13 protein-coding genes and 1 pseudogene are annotated in these 15,381 nt (G+C 69.2%); 6 read left to right on the plus strand and 8 right to left on the minus strand.

The window, feature by feature from the left end; translation table 11 throughout:
* Positions 1-58: 58 nt before the first annotated feature.
* The 3 genes from MJQ72_RS30715 to MJQ72_RS30725 form a co-directional block, all read right to left on the minus strand.
* On the minus strand, positions 59-1,612 hold the full coding sequence (locus MJQ72_RS30715; protein WP_240594529.1) for a DUF4153 domain-containing protein: 1,554 nt from the start codon (positions 1,610-1,612) through the stop codon (positions 59-61).
* Positions 1,613-1,742: 130 nt separating this feature from the next.
* A complete protein-coding gene (locus MJQ72_RS30720) occupies positions 1,743-2,768 on the minus strand; it encodes a HAMP domain-containing sensor histidine kinase (protein ID WP_240594530.1) in 1,026 nt (341 codons plus the stop codon).
* A complete protein-coding gene (locus tag MJQ72_RS30725) occupies positions 2,765-3,448 on the minus strand; it encodes a response regulator transcription factor (RefSeq protein WP_038524060.1) in 684 nt (227 codons plus the stop codon). The genes MJQ72_RS30720 and MJQ72_RS30725 overlap by 4 nt, the downstream gene beginning before the upstream one ends.
* 241 nt (positions 3,449-3,689) lie before the next feature.
* Here MJQ72_RS30725 and MJQ72_RS30730 point away from each other — a divergent pair, with 241 nt between their 5' ends.
* The 4 genes and pseudogenes from MJQ72_RS30730 (at position 3,690) to MJQ72_RS30745 (ending at position 8,435) form a co-directional block, all read left to right on the plus strand.
* Positions 3,690-5,261, plus strand: coding sequence for an NCS1 family nucleobase:cation symporter-1 (locus MJQ72_RS30730; protein WP_240594531.1), 1,572 nt, complete (start codon positions 3,690-3,692; stop codon positions 5,259-5,261).
* Positions 5,212-6,054, plus strand: a complete 843-nt coding sequence (locus MJQ72_RS30735; RefSeq protein WP_240594532.1) for a nitrilase-related carbon-nitrogen hydrolase — start codon at positions 5,212-5,214, stop codon at positions 6,052-6,054. Before MJQ72_RS30730 ends, MJQ72_RS30735 begins: the two co-directional genes overlap by 50 nt.
* Positions 6,054-7,438 (plus strand): annotated as a pseudogene (gene hydA, locus MJQ72_RS30740) (dihydropyrimidinase). Before MJQ72_RS30735 ends, hydA begins: the two are co-directional and overlap by 1 nt.
* A gap of 7 nt (positions 7,439-7,445) precedes the next feature.
* Positions 7,446-8,435, plus strand: a complete 990-nt coding sequence (locus MJQ72_RS30745; protein WP_240601456.1) for a TIGR03842 family LLM class F420-dependent oxidoreductase — start codon at positions 7,446-7,448, stop codon at positions 8,433-8,435.
* 53 nt (positions 8,436-8,488) lie between these two features.
* Here the strand turns inward: MJQ72_RS30745 and MJQ72_RS30750 are convergent, their stop codons facing one another.
* Complete coding sequence (locus tag MJQ72_RS30750) at positions 8,489-9,976, minus strand: FAD-dependent monooxygenase (protein WP_240594533.1); 1,488 nt, start codon at positions 9,974-9,976, stop codon at positions 8,489-8,491.
* A 174-nt stretch (positions 9,977-10,150) separates the two neighbouring features.
* On the opposite strand from MJQ72_RS30750, the gene MJQ72_RS30755 reads away from it, so the two are divergent.
* Positions 10,151-11,608, plus strand: coding sequence for an alpha/beta hydrolase (locus MJQ72_RS30755; RefSeq protein WP_240594534.1), 1,458 nt, complete (start codon positions 10,151-10,153; stop codon positions 11,606-11,608).
* A 131-nt stretch (positions 11,609-11,739) separates the two neighbouring features.
* Here MJQ72_RS30755 and MJQ72_RS30760 read toward each other — a convergent pair whose 3' ends face one another.
* The 4 genes from MJQ72_RS30760 to MJQ72_RS30775 are packed head-to-tail and all read right to left on the minus strand — an operon-like array spanning position 11,740 to position 14,581.
* Positions 11,740-12,975: a serine hydrolase gene (locus MJQ72_RS30760; protein WP_240594535.1), complete on the minus strand. Its 1,236-nt coding sequence runs from the start codon at positions 12,973-12,975 to the stop codon at positions 11,740-11,742.
* A 10-nt stretch (positions 12,976-12,985) separates the two neighbouring features.
* Positions 12,986-13,786 (minus strand): siderophore-interacting protein, encoded by an 801-nt coding sequence (locus tag MJQ72_RS30765; RefSeq protein ID WP_240594536.1) that lies wholly within the window; start codon positions 13,784-13,786, stop codon positions 12,986-12,988.
* 28 nt (positions 13,787-13,814) lie between these two features.
* The gene (locus MJQ72_RS30770) at positions 13,815-14,171 is read right to left on the minus strand and encodes a hypothetical protein (protein WP_240594537.1); all 357 of its coding nucleotides are present in this window, start codon (positions 14,169-14,171) and stop codon (positions 13,815-13,817) included.
* A complete protein-coding gene (locus MJQ72_RS30775) occupies positions 14,168-14,581 on the minus strand; it encodes an SgcJ/EcaC family oxidoreductase (protein WP_240594538.1) in 414 nt (137 codons plus the stop codon). Before MJQ72_RS30775 ends, MJQ72_RS30770 begins: the two co-directional genes overlap by 4 nt.
* A 112-nt stretch (positions 14,582-14,693) precedes the next feature.
* On the opposite strand from MJQ72_RS30775, the gene MJQ72_RS30780 reads away from it, so the two are divergent.
* Complete coding sequence (locus MJQ72_RS30780) at positions 14,694-15,371, plus strand: TetR/AcrR family transcriptional regulator (RefSeq protein WP_240594539.1); 678 nt, start codon at positions 14,694-14,696, stop codon at positions 15,369-15,371.
* Positions 15,372-15,381: the final 10 nt, after the last annotated feature.

Below are 15,381 nucleotides of genomic sequence, written 5' to 3' on the forward strand. Positions count from 1 at the left end.
CACCGCCGCCTTGATCGCCCTCACCCCCAAGAGGGCGATCAAGGCCGTGGGTCACGGCTCAAGGACGGGTCAGGTACCGGCAGCCGATCCCGTCCTTCGCGGTAACGGGGGTCTGACGCGCGAGGGACCGGCTCAGGTTCCATTCGCGCCAATCATCTTCCGGGATTCCTCGCACGACCGGCCCGAGCACACAGGACCGCAGCGGCTCGGGCAGCCGGTCCGCCGACGGCACCACGTCGGCGGAAAACCGTGACAGGTAAGTGGTGTCGAGCGTCTTGCCGTGTGCGAGCCGATCGATGTTGCGGTCGGCGATGAACCGTTCCGGATCGAGCACGGCCAGCCCGAGCAGCGCCGCGACGGCGGCCCCGATGGCCGCGCGCGGCAGCCAGGACGGCCGCAGCGGGATCAGGGACGCGAGCACCAGCAGGAAGATCAGGCCGATCCAGAGTTCGCAGACCTCGACGAGCAGCCGCAGCACGGTGAACCCGTACGCCTGCTGGTATGTCCACATGCGACTCAACGCCGACGCGACCAGCACCAGGCTGAGCACGCTCAACGCGCCGAGCAGCCCGCGCTGCCAGGCACGATCGGCCACCGAGGTCTTCGGCGCCCAGCGCAACGCGGCGGCGACCAGCAGCAGGGTCAGCACGGTGATGGCGGAGAGCTGCCAGAACCCGCTCCTGGCGTACTCGGCGGCCGTCAGCCCGCTCGTGGCCAGGACGTATTCGGTGCCACCGAACAACACGACCAGGCGGACCACGACGAAACTCGTGAACAGCAGCACCAGCACGCCCAGCGGCAACGTCCATTCGAGCCGGTGCGCGAGCCGTTTGCGCGGCGCGTCGTCGGCTGCGGGCAGCGGGGGCGCCGCCAGCAGGTAACACGCCCCGGCGACGGCGAACGCGGCCACCACGAACAGGAAACCCCAGCGCACGAAGGTCCCCGGGTTCAGCTCGGGGATCACCGCGTCGACGACGTTCGCGAACGCGGCGTCCGCGCCCCGCAACAGCGGCACGAACACCAGCAACAGCACGGCGCTCGCCAGCACCGGCACGAGGAACCTGGGCCTCGTGCGGCCTTCCTGTTTCTTGCCGAGCTTCGTAAGCCCGCGCCCGATCCACGGGATCGAAAGCAGCGCTTCGATGGGGACCGCGAAGACGTCGTAAATGATCGTGTTCACGGTGCGTTTCCCGACCACCGCGAGGGATCCCGCGACAAGGGCCGCCAGGACGCACAACACGTTCAGCCATACCGACGCGCGGAACATGCCGACGGCGAGCAGCCCGAGGGCCGCCGCCGCCCACAGCGCGTTGACCAGCCGGAAGTGCGGTTCGGCGTCGCCTCGGGCGCGCTTGTCGGCGAAGTAGACAGCCACGGCGAAGGCGAGCCCGGCCACGAACCAGCCCGCTCCGGGGTCGTCCGGCATGACGAACGCGGTGACCAGCCCGGCCGCGACCGCCGCGGGCAGCACGGAGGCGGGCAGCGGGACGATCGCCGACTTCGGCGGCACCCGTGGCCGCATCAGGATCGGCACCTGTGGGGCGGGTGGCATGGGCGGCAGGGTGGTCGTCGCCGAGGGCGGCGACGCGTGCGCCTGCTTCTCTTCGCTCATCTAAACCTCCAGTTTGCGAAAGCACATATCGTCGGGTGTGGGGACGGCTGAAAGCGTCCTTCACCTCATCTCACGCGGTGAAGGACGCTTTCGCCCCGTCACATGCGGGGAAAGTCCCCTTCAGCCCCCGCTAGGGAACGGGGATCACGACGCGGATGACACAGCCCGGCCGGCCCTCGGGGGTGACGACGGCGATGCTGCCGTCGTGCAGGTCGACCACCCACCGCGCGATCGCGAGGCCGAGGCCGGTGCCCCCGCCGCCCGCCCGCTCACCCCGGGTGAACCGCTCGAACACGCTGTCCCGCTCCCCCGGCGGGATCCCGGGGCCTTCGTCTTCGACCTCGATGACGACGTCGGCCTCGCGGGCCTCCGCCCGCACCCGGACCTGTCCCCCGGCGGGTCCGTGCCGGACGGCGTTGTCGAGCAGGTTGACCACGACCTGGTAGAGCCGGCCGCGGTCGGCGACGGCGGTCGCGCCGGGTGGCTGGACGTCGACGGAGAAGCACACTCCGCGACCCGTGGCCCCGGCTTCGGCGGCGACCTCCTCCAGCAGCAGTTCGAGATCGAACTCCTCCAACTGCAGCGGGAAAGCACCCGCGTCGATCCGCGAGAGATCGAGGAGTTCCGAAACCAGCCTGCCGAGCCGTTCGGTCTGCTGCAGCGCGGTCTTCAACGTCGCCGGGTCGGGTTCGGCGACGCCGTCGACCAGGTTCTCCAGCACCCCGTTCAGCGCGGTGATCGGCGTGCGGAGCTCGTGGGAGACGTTCGCGATCAGCTCGCGGCGGCGCTGATCCGAGGCGTCGAGGTCGGCGGCCATCTGGTTGAAGGCGTGCGACAGCTCCCCGACCTCGTCGCGGGCGGTCGCCCGGACCCGGCGGGTGTAGTCGCCCTTGGCCATCGCCCGGGCCGCGGCGGTCATCTCCCGCAGCGGCCTGGTCATCCCGTGCGCCAGGATCTGCGACGTGACCACGGCCAGCACCATGGCGGCGATCGTGGTGCGCGGCGGCAGCCAGCCGATCTGCCAGTTGAAGAAGGCGAACGCGATCCCGCCCGACGACACCAGCAGGATCGCGAGCTTGAGCTTGATGGAGCGGACCGGGTCGAGCGGTCTCGGGAGCGCGTCGACGACGCGGCCGAGCAGCGGGCGGAGCTTCACGATCCCACCTCCAGGGCGTAGCCGACGCCGTGCACGGTGCGGATGAGGTCCGCGCCCAGTTTGCGGCGCAGCGCCTTGATGTGGCTGTCGACGGCGCGGGTACCCGAACCGGTGCCCGCGACGTCCCAGTCCCAGACCTCGCTGAGCAGCCGTTCCCTCGGCTGCACCGCCCTCGGGCGTTTCGCGAAGTGGACGAGGAGGTCGAATTCGATCGGCGTCAGCTGGGCCTGGGTGCCCGCCCGCGTGACCCGCCGCTGGTCGACGTCGATTTCGAGGTCGCCGAGCACGATCTTCGTGCCCGCGTCCTCGCCCTCGGCGCGCGCGGACCGTTCGACCCGGCGCAGCAGCGCGTGCACCCGCGCCGAGAGCACCCGCATCGAGAACGGTTTGGTGAGGTAGTCGTCGGCGCCGACACCGAGGCCGATCAGCATGTCCGTCTCGTCCGACCGGGCGGTCAGCATGAGCACCGGGACCGGGCGGCGGGCCTGGATCCGGCGGCAGACCTCCAGCCCGTCGAATCCCGGCAGCATCACGTCGAGCACCACCAGGTCCGGCTCCCGTTCGGCGTCCGCCTCGACGCCGGAAGGCCCGTCGTGCGCCAGATCGACCGAGAATCCTTCGGCCCGCAAACGCGCGGCGATGCTCTCCGCGATGGTCACGTCGTCCTCGACGACCAGCACCCGGCGTCCTCCCAGTTCCATGGGGATGACTGTAGGCATCGGCCGTGGAGACCATCCGGGTGAGCTGTGGAGATCCTGTGGAGATGTTTCGGCCGGTTTGCCGGATCACTACGTCCGTATGTGTGACGCAGGTCATGCACTCGGACCCGTCGAGCGCAATCGACAGTCTGCGCTCCGACGCCATCAACAGTGAACAGTCTGCCAGTCCCACCCGCGCGGCGCGGGCGAGCACGATTCCGCAATGGAGCCGACGGCACGCGGTACGCAGCACGTGCATCCTGATGGCCGGGTGGAACTCGGCGAGGTCGAGTCCTTGAAGGACAGCCGCTTCTACAACGAAGAACTCGCCCCGGTCCCGGTCGAAAAGCGGACCTGGACCACGTACACCTACTTCGCGCTGTGGATGGGCATGGCGCACAACATCCCGTCCTACGCTCTCGCGGCCTCGCTGATCGCACTCGGCATGGACTGGGTCCAGGCACTGCTCACGATCACCATCGGCAACCTGATCGTGCTGATCCCGATGCTGCTCAACAGCCACGCCGGGACCAAGTACGGCATCCCGTTCCCGGTGTTCGCCCGCGCCTTCTTCGGGATGCGCGGCGCGAATCTGGCGGCGTTGCTGCGGGCGTTCATCGCGTGCGGCTGGTTCGGCATCCAGACCTGGGTCGGCGGCGAGGCGATCTACATCATCGTCGGGCGGCTGGCCGGATCCGGCTGGAAGAACTCCACCGTCGTCCTCGGCCAGCACTGGACGCTGTGGCTCTCGTTCGGCCTCTTCTGGCTGTTCCAGATGCTCATCATCTGGCGCGGCATGGAGGCGGTCCGGAAGTTCGAGAACTGGACGGCGCCGCTGGTCTCGGTCGGCTTCCTGATCCTGCTGGGGTACGTGCTGATCAAGGCGGGCGGCCTCGGCCCGATCCTGGCCGAGCCCGGGAAACTCGGCTGGGGCCCGGACTTCTGGAAGGTGTTCGCCCCGGCGCTGATGGCGATGATCGCGTTCTGGTCGACGCTGTCGCTGAACATGCCGGACTTCACCCGGTTCGGCGGCAGCCAGGGCAAGCAGATCCGCGGCCAGATCCTCGGCCTGCCGACCACGATGACGTTCATCGCGATCGTGGCCATCCTGACCACCTCGGGCGGCAGCGTCCTCTACGGCGAGCAGATCTGGGATCCGGCGAAACTGGCCGACCGGTTCGATTCCCCGGTCGTCGTGGTGGTCGCGCTGATCGCGCTGGTGCTGGCGACCGTGTCGGCGAACCTCGCGGCCAACGTGGTCAGCCCGTCCTACGACTTCTCCAACGCCTTCCCGAAGAAGATCACCTTCGCGGTCGGAGGGCTGATCACGGGCATCATCGGGATCGTCATCCAGCCGTGGCGGCTCTACTCCGACCCGAACATCTACATCTTCGCGTGGCTCGGCTTCTACGGCGGCCTGCTCGGCGCCGTCGCCGGGGTGATGGTCGCCGGCTACTGGGTCGTCTACCGCACCAAGCTGCGCCTGCGGGATCTGTACACCGAACGCGGCGTCTACTGGTTCAACGGCGGCTGGAACTGGCGCGCGCTCGTCGCGACGCTGGTCGGCGCGGTGCTCGCGGTCGGCGGCGCGTACGGCGGGCCGTTCCCCGCCGACGGGCTGATCCCGTTCCTGAAACCCCTCTACGACTACAACTGGGTCGTCGGCCTGGCGGGCGCTTTCGTCGTCTACCTGCTGCTGTCCCTGCCCGAACGCAAGCGCACCACCGAAATCGAGGAGGATGCAAGTGAGCGACGTGGTCCGAGCCGGATTGATCCAGCAGCGGTGGACGGGTGACAAGGAGTCCATGATCGCGAACGCGGTCGATGCCATCGGCAAGGCCGCTTCGCAGGGCGCGCAGGTCGTCTGCCTGCAGGAGTTGTTCTACGGCCCGTACTTCTGCCAGGTGCAGGACACCGACTACTACTCCTACACCGAAGGCATCCCCGACGGGCCGACGACGAAGCTCATGCAGGAGGTCGCCGAACGGCACGGTGTCGTGCTGATCGTCCCGATGTACGAGGTCGAGCAGCCTGGCGTGTACTACAACACCGCCGCGGTGATCGACGCGGACGGCACGTACCTCGGCAAGCACCGCAAGAACCACATCCCGCAGGTGAAGGGCTTCTGGGAGAAGTTCTACTTCCGGCCCGGGAACATGGGCTACCCGGTGTTCGACACCGCCGTCGGCCGCATCGGCGTCTACATCTGTTACGAGCGGCATTTCCCGGAGGGCTGGCGCGCGCTGGGCCTGGCCGGGGCGAAGATCGTGTTCAACCCGTCAGCGACCAGCCGTGGCCTTTCGGAGTACCTGTGGCGGCTGGAGCAGCCCGCCGCCGCCGTCGCGAACGAGTACTACGTCGGCACGATCAACCGGGTCGGCGTGGAACCCTTGGGCGACAACGACTTCTACGGCCAGTCGTATTTCGCCGACCCGCGCGGCCAGCTCGTCGGCGAAGCCGCGTCCGACACCGAGGAGGAGATCGTCGTCCGCGATCTCGACATGGGCAAGCTCGCCGAAGTGCGGGATCTGTGGGCCTTCTACCGCGACCGGCGGCCCGACAGCTACGGACCCCTCGCGGAGGCGTGATGACCACCCTCATCAGCGGCGGGCAGGTGCTGTCCACGATGGGCGCTTCGGCGGCGGACGTCCTCGTCGACGGCGAGACGATCTCGGCCGTCGGCGCCCCGGGCACGCTCGGGCCCGCCGACTCGGTGATCGACGCCACCGGGAAGTACGTGCTGCCCGGCGGGATCGACGCGCACACCCATATGGAGATGCCGTTCGGCGGGACGCATTCCGTCGACACCTTCGGCACCGGGACGACGGCCGCGGCGTGGGGCGGGACGACCACGATCATCGATTTCGCCGTCCAGGCCAAGGGCACGTCCTTGTTGTCCACTATGGACAAATGGCACGAGAAGGCCGACGGCCACTGCGCCATCGACTACGGCTTCCACATGATCGTCTCCGACGTCAACGACTCGTCGTTGAAGGAGATGCAGGCCTGTGTCGACGGCGGAGTCGGCAGCTTCAAGATGTTCATGGCCTATCCGGGGGTCTTCTACTCCACGGACGGCGAGATCCTGCTGGCCATGCAGAAGGCGCGCGAGATCGGCGCGACGATCATGATGCACGCGGAGAACGGCATCGCGATCGACCAGCTGGCGGCGCAGGCGTTCGCCGCCGGGAAGGTCGACCCGGTGCAGCACGGGCTCACCCGCCCGCCGGAGCTGGAGGGCGAGGCGACCTCGCGCGCGATCCAGCTGGCCAAGGTGACCGGGGCGCCGCTGTACATCGTGCACCTGTCGGCGTCGCAGGCGCTGGCGGCGGTCGCGGAAGCACGTGACGACGGGCAGAACGTCTTCGCGGAGACGTGTCCTCAGTATCTCTATCTGTCCATCGAGGACTTGGCGAAACCCGATTTCGAGGGCTCGAAGTACGTCGCCTCTCCCCCGCTGCGCGAAAAGTCGCATCAGGCGGATCTGTGGCGAGGTCTGCGCACCAACGATCTCTCGGTGGTGTCGACGGACCACTGCCCGTTCTGTTTCAAGGACCAGAAGGAACTCGGCCGCGGCGACTTCCGCGCGATCCCCAACGGGATCCCCGGCGTCGAGCACCGGATGGACCTGCTGCACCAAGGTGTCGTGGCGGGCGAGCTGACGCTCGGGCGCTGGGTCGAGACCTGCTCGACCACCCCGGCGCGGATGTTCGGGCTGTACCCGCGCAAGGGGTCATCGCGGCGGGTTCGGACGCGGACATCGTCGTCTACGACCCGGCGGCGAAGCAGACCCTTTCGGTCGAGACGCACCACATGAACGTGGACTACTCGGCTTACGAGGGGATGGAGATCACCGGCAAGGTCGAGACCGTGCTCTCGCGCGGGCGCGTGGTGGTGTCGCCGTCCGGTTTCTCGGGCAGTACGACGCACGGGAAATTCCTCTCGCGCGACCTGAACCAGTACCTGAATTGAGGTGGCCGTGGACTTCGGGATAGTTCTCCAGACCGATCCGCCCGCGCGCGACCTCGTGCGGCTGATGAAGGCCGCCGAGGACCAGGGGTTCCGTTACGGCTGGACCTTCGACTCGTGCGTGCTGTGGCAGGAACCGTTCGTCATCTACTCGCAGATCCTCGCGGCGACGTCGTCGATGATCGTGGGCCCGATGGTGACCAGCCCGGCCACGCGGGACTGGTCGGTGATGGCGTCGACCTTCGCCACACTTAACGACATGTACGGCAACCGGACGGTCTGCGGCATCGGCCGCGGCGATTCGGCGCACCGGGTGGTCGGCATGCCACCGTCCACTTTGGCCACCGTGCGCGAGTGCATGCACGTGGTCAAGGAACTGGCCGAAGGACGCGAAGTCCTGTTGCGGGACAAGCCGGTGCAGATCCCCTGGATCCGCAACGGCAGGCTCGAGATGTGGATGGCGGGATACGGGCCGAAGGCGCTGAAGACCGTCGGCGAACACGCCGACGGCTTCATCCTCCAGTGCGCCGATCCCGCGATCGCCCGGTGGACCATCGGTTCCGTCCGCGAGGCCGCTCGCGCGGCGGGCCGGGATCCGGCCGGGATCACGATCTGCCTCGCGGCCCCGGCCTACGTCGGCGACGACCTGGCGCATCAGCGGGAGCAGCTGCGTTGGTTCGGCGGGATGGTCGGCAACCATGTCGCGGATCTCGTGGCACGGTACGGCGATTCCGGGCCGGTGCCGCACGAGCTGACCGACTACATCCGGGAGCGGCAGGGTTACGACTACTCGCACCACGGGCGGGCGGGGAATCCGTCGACCGACTTCGTCCCGGACGAGATCGTGGACCGGTTCTGCCTGCTCGGGCCGTCGTCGGCGCACGTCGACCGGCTGGAGGAGCTGGCTTCGCTCGGTGTCGACCAGTTCTCGCTGTACCTGATGCACGACCAGCGCGAGGAAACCCTGAAGCGGTACGGCTCCGAAGTCATCAACCGCTGACAAGCTCGTGAGTGGCAAGGACGGTTAGAACCGTCCTTGCCACTCACGAGACGTCACCCGAACCAGGCGGCGAGGGCTTCACGCAGGCCCTCGGCGTCGTCTCCGGCCCAGGCGACGTAGCCGTCCGGGCGGATCAGGAGGACGTCGGCGGGCCGGTCCTCGGCCTTCGCGGTGTGGACGTCCACGTGCCCTCGCGCGAGTTCGCGGAGTTCCGGTCGCCCGGCGAGGTCGAGCAGGACCGGCCGCGCCGCCCGCAGCAGCCCGGCGACGCTGGTCGGACCGTCGTCGGTCTCCAGGGCGAGCTCCGGGACGAACGTGCCGGCGAGCGCGTGCGCGGAACCGGGCATCGGGTAGCGCGTGTCGGTCCCGGCGACATGGGAGGCCAGGCGTCGCGCGGCCTGCTCGTCGTCCAGCAGTTCCTGGAAGACCGCGCGCAGCGCTTCGGCGGCTTCGTCGTGCCCTCGCCGCAACGCGACCTGCGCCCGGGACTGCAGGAGCGCACGCGCACCGGCGGCGTGCCGTTCCGCGTGATAGGTGTCCAGCAGCCCTTCCGGCGCCCGGCCCTGGATCTCGGCGGCCAGCTTCCAGGCGAGGTTGACCGAGTCGGACATGCCGACGTTGATCGCCGTGCCGGTGGAGGGCAGCAGGTGGGCCGCGTCGCCCGCCAGCAGGATCCGGCCTTCGCGGTAGCGCTCGGCCTGGCGGGCGGAGAACTGGTAGCGCGAGAGCCGGACCGGTTCGCCCAGCGGGACGTCCCCGCCGAGCACGCGGCGGATGCTGTCCCCGAGTTCGGCCAGGGTCATCGGCACGTCGTCGTCGACCTCGCCGGGATCGTCCTCCGTGGTCTGGATGAACAGGATCCCCGGTGTCAGCGAACCGAGCGCGAACACGCCCGCGTCGGTGCGCGTGAAGCCCGCCTTGATCCGGCCCAGCTCCGGCGTTTCGATGTCGCCGTCGTCGTGCACGGTCAGCCCCTCGGGGATCTTGACCTGCCCGATCCGGTTGACCTCGGGATAGGTGGTGCCGGGGAACCCGATCCCCGCCATCGACCGGACGGGACTGCGCCCGCCGTCGCAGCCCACCAGATACGGGGCGGTGACCTCGTACGCCCCGTCCGGGCCGCGTACCTCGGCGGTCACCGATTCGTCGTCCTGGCGCAGCCCGACGACCTCGTGCCCGCGCCGCACTTCCGTGCCGAGTTCCGTGGCGTGCTCCTCCAGCAGCCGCTCCAGCGACTGCTGCCGGACCGAAAGCGCCTTCAGCGGCGGCTCGTCGAACCTGGTGAGGTCGACGTGGACCCCACCGAAGGGGAAGCGGTGCGGCGGCACGGGGTCGGTGAAGAGTCCCCGCACCTTCTCCAGCAGGCCGCGATGATGCAGCAGGTCCAGGATCTGCCCGCTGAGGCCGTGGGCCTTCGGAGTCTTCCCCTGTTCCGGCCGCCGTTCCAGGACCAGCGGGCGCGCACCGGCCAGCCGCAGTTCGGCGGCCAGCATCAGACCGGTCGGGCCGGCACCCACGATGATCACGTCGACGTCCGTCAAATCTTCACTCCTGTTCGGCCTGTTCTGGCTACGGCCGAGGATTCTGCGGTATCACCGGGGTCTTGCCGCAAGCCCCCCGGTGCGCTATATGTTGAACATGGAGGGGCGTACCCCACCATTTTTCCGGGTACGAGCACCAGGGATCGCGCGCCCGCGAGGCGAGACGCTGGCCCGGTGACCAGAATCCGCATCGCCACTGTGCTCACTCTCACCGCGCTCGCCGCCGTCACGCTCACGCCCGCGGTTTCGGCCGCGCCGAAAGGTCTCGCCTGGGGTCCCTGCCCGTCCGGCTCGCCACCGGGCTACGACTGCGCCGAGATCGAGGTCCCGTTGTCCTATCAGGACCCCGGCGGACCTCGGATCACCATCGCGCTCGGCCGTCTTCCCGCGACGGACCAGAAGCACAAACGCGGCACCCTCTTCACCAATCCCGGCGGCCCCGGGAATCCCGGCCGGTTCACCAAATTCCAGACCCCGTCCCTGCACCGGCAGTTCGACATCGTCGGCTTCGACCCGCGCGGTGTCGGCGCCAGCACCCCGGTCCGCTGCTTCGCGTCCGACGCCGAGACCGAGCCGCTCAAACGGGTTCTGGGGAACTTCCCGATCACCGCGGAGCAGGAGACCCGGCATTTCGCCGACGTCCGTGAAGTCGCCGCCTCCTGCGGCCGCAACGCCGGGCCGCTACTGGGACACCTGTCCACCGCGAACGTCGCCAGGGATCTCGACAGGCTGCGCGAAGCCGTCGGCGAGCCCCGCCTGCGCTACTACGGGCTTTCCTACGGCACCTATCTCGGTGAGGTGTACGCCAACCTGTTCCCGCATCGCGTCGGCGCCTTGGCGCTGGACGCCGTCAACGATCCGATCGCCTGGTCCACCGGGCACCGGCCGGAGGACGCGAACGTCCCGTTCAGCACCCGGCTCGGCGGCTTCCGGGACGCGGACCGCGCGCTCCAGGCGTTCCTCGACGCGTGCGCGGCCGACACCCGGTGCGCGTTCCGCGAACCCGGGACCGATCTACGGGCCAAGTACGACGCGCTCCTCGACCGGCTCGAAGCCACGCCGGGTCCGGTCACCTATCAGGAGGTCATCCGGCGCACCCACAGCGCGCTCACCGACGAGGCCCGCTCCCCCGCGCTGGCGGAATTCCTCCAGTCCGCGACGAAACCCGCCGCGGCCGTCGCGACCCCTTTCGATTCCGCGATGGGTGGCGGCGGGACGATCTGCGCGGACACCACGAACCCGCGTGACCCGGCCGCCTGGCCTCGCGCGGCCAAGGCGAGTGACCGGGAAAGCCGCGGTTTCGGTTCGTACGACGCGTATCTCTCCCTGCCGTGCGCCTTCTGGCCCGCCGCCGATCCGGCGCGGTACACGGGACCGTGGAACCGGCCGACCGCGCCGATCCTGTTGCTGGCCAACGGCAAGGGCGACCCGGAAACCCCGTACGCCGGGGCGAAGCGCACCGAACGCATCCTCGGCAACGCCCGGCTCCTGACGCTGGACGCCTGGGGGCACGGCGCCGCGAACCGCAGCGCGTGTGTCGACGCGGCTCTCGACGCCTATCTGGCCCATGGCCGTCTTCCGGAGCGCGGCACCGTCTGTGCCCCGGATCACGCGCCTTTCGACGCCAGGTAGACCAGGGTCGTGTCCTCGCCGGCGAGCCCGGACGACGCGCCGAGCCGTCCCAGAAATTGCTGCCCAGACACGCACTGGTTCGAGATAGGCCCGAGGCCAGGGCCAGCCCGGCCCCGGCCACGTGGCTCCCCTCAGTCGAGCAAGGCTTGGTACACCAGGTTCCTCAGTTCGACGCGGATCGGGTAAGTGGAAGAGGGCAGCAACTGGGTGAAGAACAGGACCGTGATGTCCTCGTCCGGATCGACCCAGAACGCGGTGCTCGCCGCGCCGCCCCAGGCGAACTCCCCGGCGCTGGCCAGCGTCTTGGCCTTCACCGGATCGTCGAGCACGGAGAAGCCCAGCCCGAAGCCGAAACCGTGGTACGGCGCCTCGGAGAACCCGGTGCGTCCGCAGGTCTCCAGGTCCACCCCGCCGGGCAGATGGTTGGTCGCCATGAGCCGCAGCGTGCGCGGGCCGAGCAGGCGGACACCGTCGAGTTCGCCGCCGCGCACCAGCATCTGGGCGAAACGGTGGAAGTCGCCAGCCGTGGAGACCAGCCCACCGCCTCCCGAGAAACACGTGGGCGCGACTCGGCCGAGCGCGCCCATCTCGTCGTGCCGGAAGGGCTCCTTGGTGACCGGATGCGGCACGTAGAGCGCGGCCAGCCGGTCGAGATCGCCGGCGGCGGCCTGGAACCCCGTCTCGTGCATGCCGAGCGGTGTGAAGATCCGCTCGGCGAAGAAGACGTCGAGCGGCTGACCGGAGACGACTTCGATGAGCCTGCCGAGGATGTCCGTCGCGACCGAGTAGTTCCATTCCGAACCCGGCTCGAACAGCAGCGGCAACCGCGCGATCGCCTCGGAGACTCCGGCCAGGTCGAGCCCCGGCGCGGTGCCGAAGTCGAAGCCGGCTTCGCGGTAGACCGCGTCGACGGGATGCGTGCGGTGGAACCCGTAGGTGAGCCCCGAGGTGTGGGTGAGCAGATGCCAGAGCCGGATCGGTTCGGTGGCGGGCACGGTCGCCTGTTTCACCGACGATCCACCGGCGAAGACCCGCGGCTCCGAGAACTCCGGGAGCCAGCGGGCGATCGGATCCTTGAGATCGATGAGCCCCTCTTCGACGAGCATCATCGCGGCGACCGACGTGACCGGCTTGGTCATCGAGTAGACACGCCAGATGGTGTCGGTCTCGACCGGCAGCCCGGCCTCGATGTCCCGCTGCCCGTTCGCCGCGAGATGCGCGACCTTCCCGTTCCTGGTCACCACGGCCAGGTACCCGGGGAGCCGGTTCCGCTCCAGGTAGCCGTCGAAATGCTTGTCGATCCGTCGCAGCCGCTCCGCGTCGAAACCCACCTCGGCCGGGTCGACGTCCACCTTCAGCTCGATCATGCGACCGAGGCTACGCGTTCCGCTCGGCCTGTTTCTCCAGCCGCCACGCCTCGTCGGTCTTCCCGATCCGCCAGTAGCCGGAGATCGACAGCAGGTCGCGCCGCATCCCCCGGTCGTCCAGCAGATGACGCCGCAGGTCCCGGACGAATCCGGCCTCGCCGTGGACGAACGCCTGCACCACCCCTTCACGCCACTCGAGCTCGCGGACGGCGGCGGCGAGATCGTCGCCCCGGCTCCGGTGCAGCCAGGTGATCCGCGCGTCGCCCTTGGTGGTCAGCGACTGCTCTTCGGCGGCGTCCTCCACGAGGATGAACGCGTGCACGGGCACACCCGCCGGCATCGCTTCGAGGGAAGCGGCGATCGCCGGCAGGGCGCTCTCGTCACCGGCGAGCAGATGCCAGTCCGCCTCCTCGCCCGGCGCGTACGCCCCGCCGGGCCCGGAGATCAGCAGCTCGTCGCCGGGTTTCGCGGCGGCGGCCCACGGCCCGGCGACACCGTCGTCACCGTGGTGGACGAAGTCGAGCACCAGTTCGCCGAGATTCGCGTCGAACGCGCGGACGGTGTACGAACGCATCCGCGGCCACTGCTCGCGCGGCAACTCCTCGCGGACACGCGCCAGGTCGAACGGCTCGGGATAGGTGACGCCGGGCACCCGGAAGTGCACCTTGACGTAGGCGTCGGTGAAGTCGTTGGGCCGGAACGAGGCGATCTCTTCGCCCCCGGCGACGATCCGGACCATATGCGGGGTGATCCGCTCGGTGCGCAGCACACGCAACCGGATCGACGACACCGCCCTCCGCGCCTCGGCCATGCACACTCCCTTTCCTGGTTAGGTGAACCTAACCGAGCGTACGCCTCTCCCCGTCGGGGCGGGCCAGGTCTCCCAGCATCCGATCGAAGCCCTCCCCGACCCGCTCGGCGAAGCCGACGAAGAACCGGTTCGCCAACGGGACCGCCCATCGGCTCCAGGTGGCGACGTTGTACACCCGGTGGGTCACCCGCGCCCCCAGCGGATCCTCCTCGACGGTGTACTCGCCGCGGTACCACCAGCCACCCTGCTGAGCGAGGAAACGGCGATCGGCGTCCATTTCGAAGCCGGGGTTGTACGGCCGGGCTCGCAGCGTCGCCGCGAGCCGGGCGAAGACCTCGGCGGTCGGCGCGCGGACCACGCCGGAGACCTCGACGAGGAGCTTCACGAAGCCCTCGCGGCCGGATCGCTCACCCGGGTGTTCTGGAAGGACGCGACACGCCAGCCTCCGGGCTCCTCGACGAGGACGTAGGTCAGCGTCGATTCCCGGCCCGGCTCGGGTTCGCCACCCGAGAGCGACGACCCGCCGCCGGACACGACGATCGCGACGTCCGGCCGGACGAACCGGACCTTGGGCTCACCGCCGCCCGCGACCAGTTTCGACCCCTTGAGCGGCCCCTCGAACAGGGCACGGTGCGCGCTTTCGATGACCGCGCGGCCGGGCATGTTCATCCCGAAGAAGGTCACGTAGTCGGCGTCTTCGGTGAAGTGCGAGGCGTACGCGGCCGCGTCGCCGTCGTTCCATGCGTCGGCGAGCTCGCCCAGCACGGCCAGCACCGCGTTCTGTCGTTCGGTCATGACTTCCTCCAGCTAGACGAACACTGTTCGTTTGACGAACACCGTTCTACAGTCGAACGGTGTTCGCGTCAAGTAGAGTTCGCGGCGAACCCCGGATCAGGAGGCGAACGAAGTGAGCAGGCCCCGGCGTCGCGCCGAGAAACCCGTGCTGTCCCAGGAGCTCGTGGTGAAGACGGCACTGGACCTCCTCGCCAGGGAAGGGCTGGAGGCGGTGAGCATGCGATGTGTGGCCAAGGCGCTGGAGACCGGCCCGGCGTCGCTCTACGCCCATGTCGCGAACAAGGAAGAGCTCCACGAGCTGATGGTCGACCACGTCCTCGCCTTCGGCCCGTTCCCCGAGCCGGATCCGGATCGCTGGGTCGAGCAGGCGAAGGAGCTGCTGCGCGACAACGTGCGCGCGCTGACGTCGGTCCCCGGGATCGCCAAGATCGCGTGGGCCATCCCCGTCCCGGTCGGCGCGAACGCCCTGCAGCAGGCCGAAGCGATGCTCGCGGTCCTGCGCGCGGGCGGCCTCGACCTCAAGCGGGCTCTGTTCGCCGCCGACGCTTTATGGCTCTATGCCAAGGCTTTCGCCTACGAGGGCGCCGGCTGGCAACACGGCGACATCGACCTCGCCGAGCAGGAACAGCGCGGCAGGCGGATGGTCGAGTACATGACGTCGTTCCCGCCCGGCGCCTTCCCGAACCTGCTGGGCGCGGGCGAGTACTTCACCGCGGAGACCGCGCAGGAGCGGTTCGAGTTCGCCATCGACCTCTTCCTGCGCGGCCTCGTGAGCGGCAAGGACGGTTAGAACCGTCCTT

The sequence above is a fragment of the Amycolatopsis sp. EV170708-02-1 genome, assembly GCF_022479115.1.
Lineage (GTDB): Bacteria > Actinomycetota > Actinomycetes > Mycobacteriales > Pseudonocardiaceae > Amycolatopsis.

Excerpts from the sequence above, each read along its gene's own strand:
- MJQ72_RS30760 (WP_240594535.1), bottom strand. The coding sequence starts at position 12,975 with ATGATCGAGCTGAAGGTGGACGTCGACCCGGCCGAGGTGGGTTTCGAC.
- MJQ72_RS30730 (WP_240594531.1), top strand. The coding sequence starts at position 3,690 with ATGGAGCCGACGGCACGCGGTACGCAGCACGTGCATCCTGATGGCCGG.
- MJQ72_RS30765 (WP_240594536.1), bottom strand. The coding sequence starts at position 13,786 with ATGGCCGAGGCGCGGAGGGCGGTGTCGTCGATCCGGTTGCGTGTGCTG.
- MJQ72_RS30775 (WP_240594538.1), bottom strand. The coding sequence starts at position 14,581 with ATGACCGAACGACAGAACGCGGTGCTGGCCGTGCTGGGCGAGCTCGCC.
- MJQ72_RS30715 (WP_240594529.1), bottom strand. The coding sequence starts at position 1,612 with ATGAGCGAAGAGAAGCAGGCGCACGCGTCGCCGCCCTCGGCGACGACC.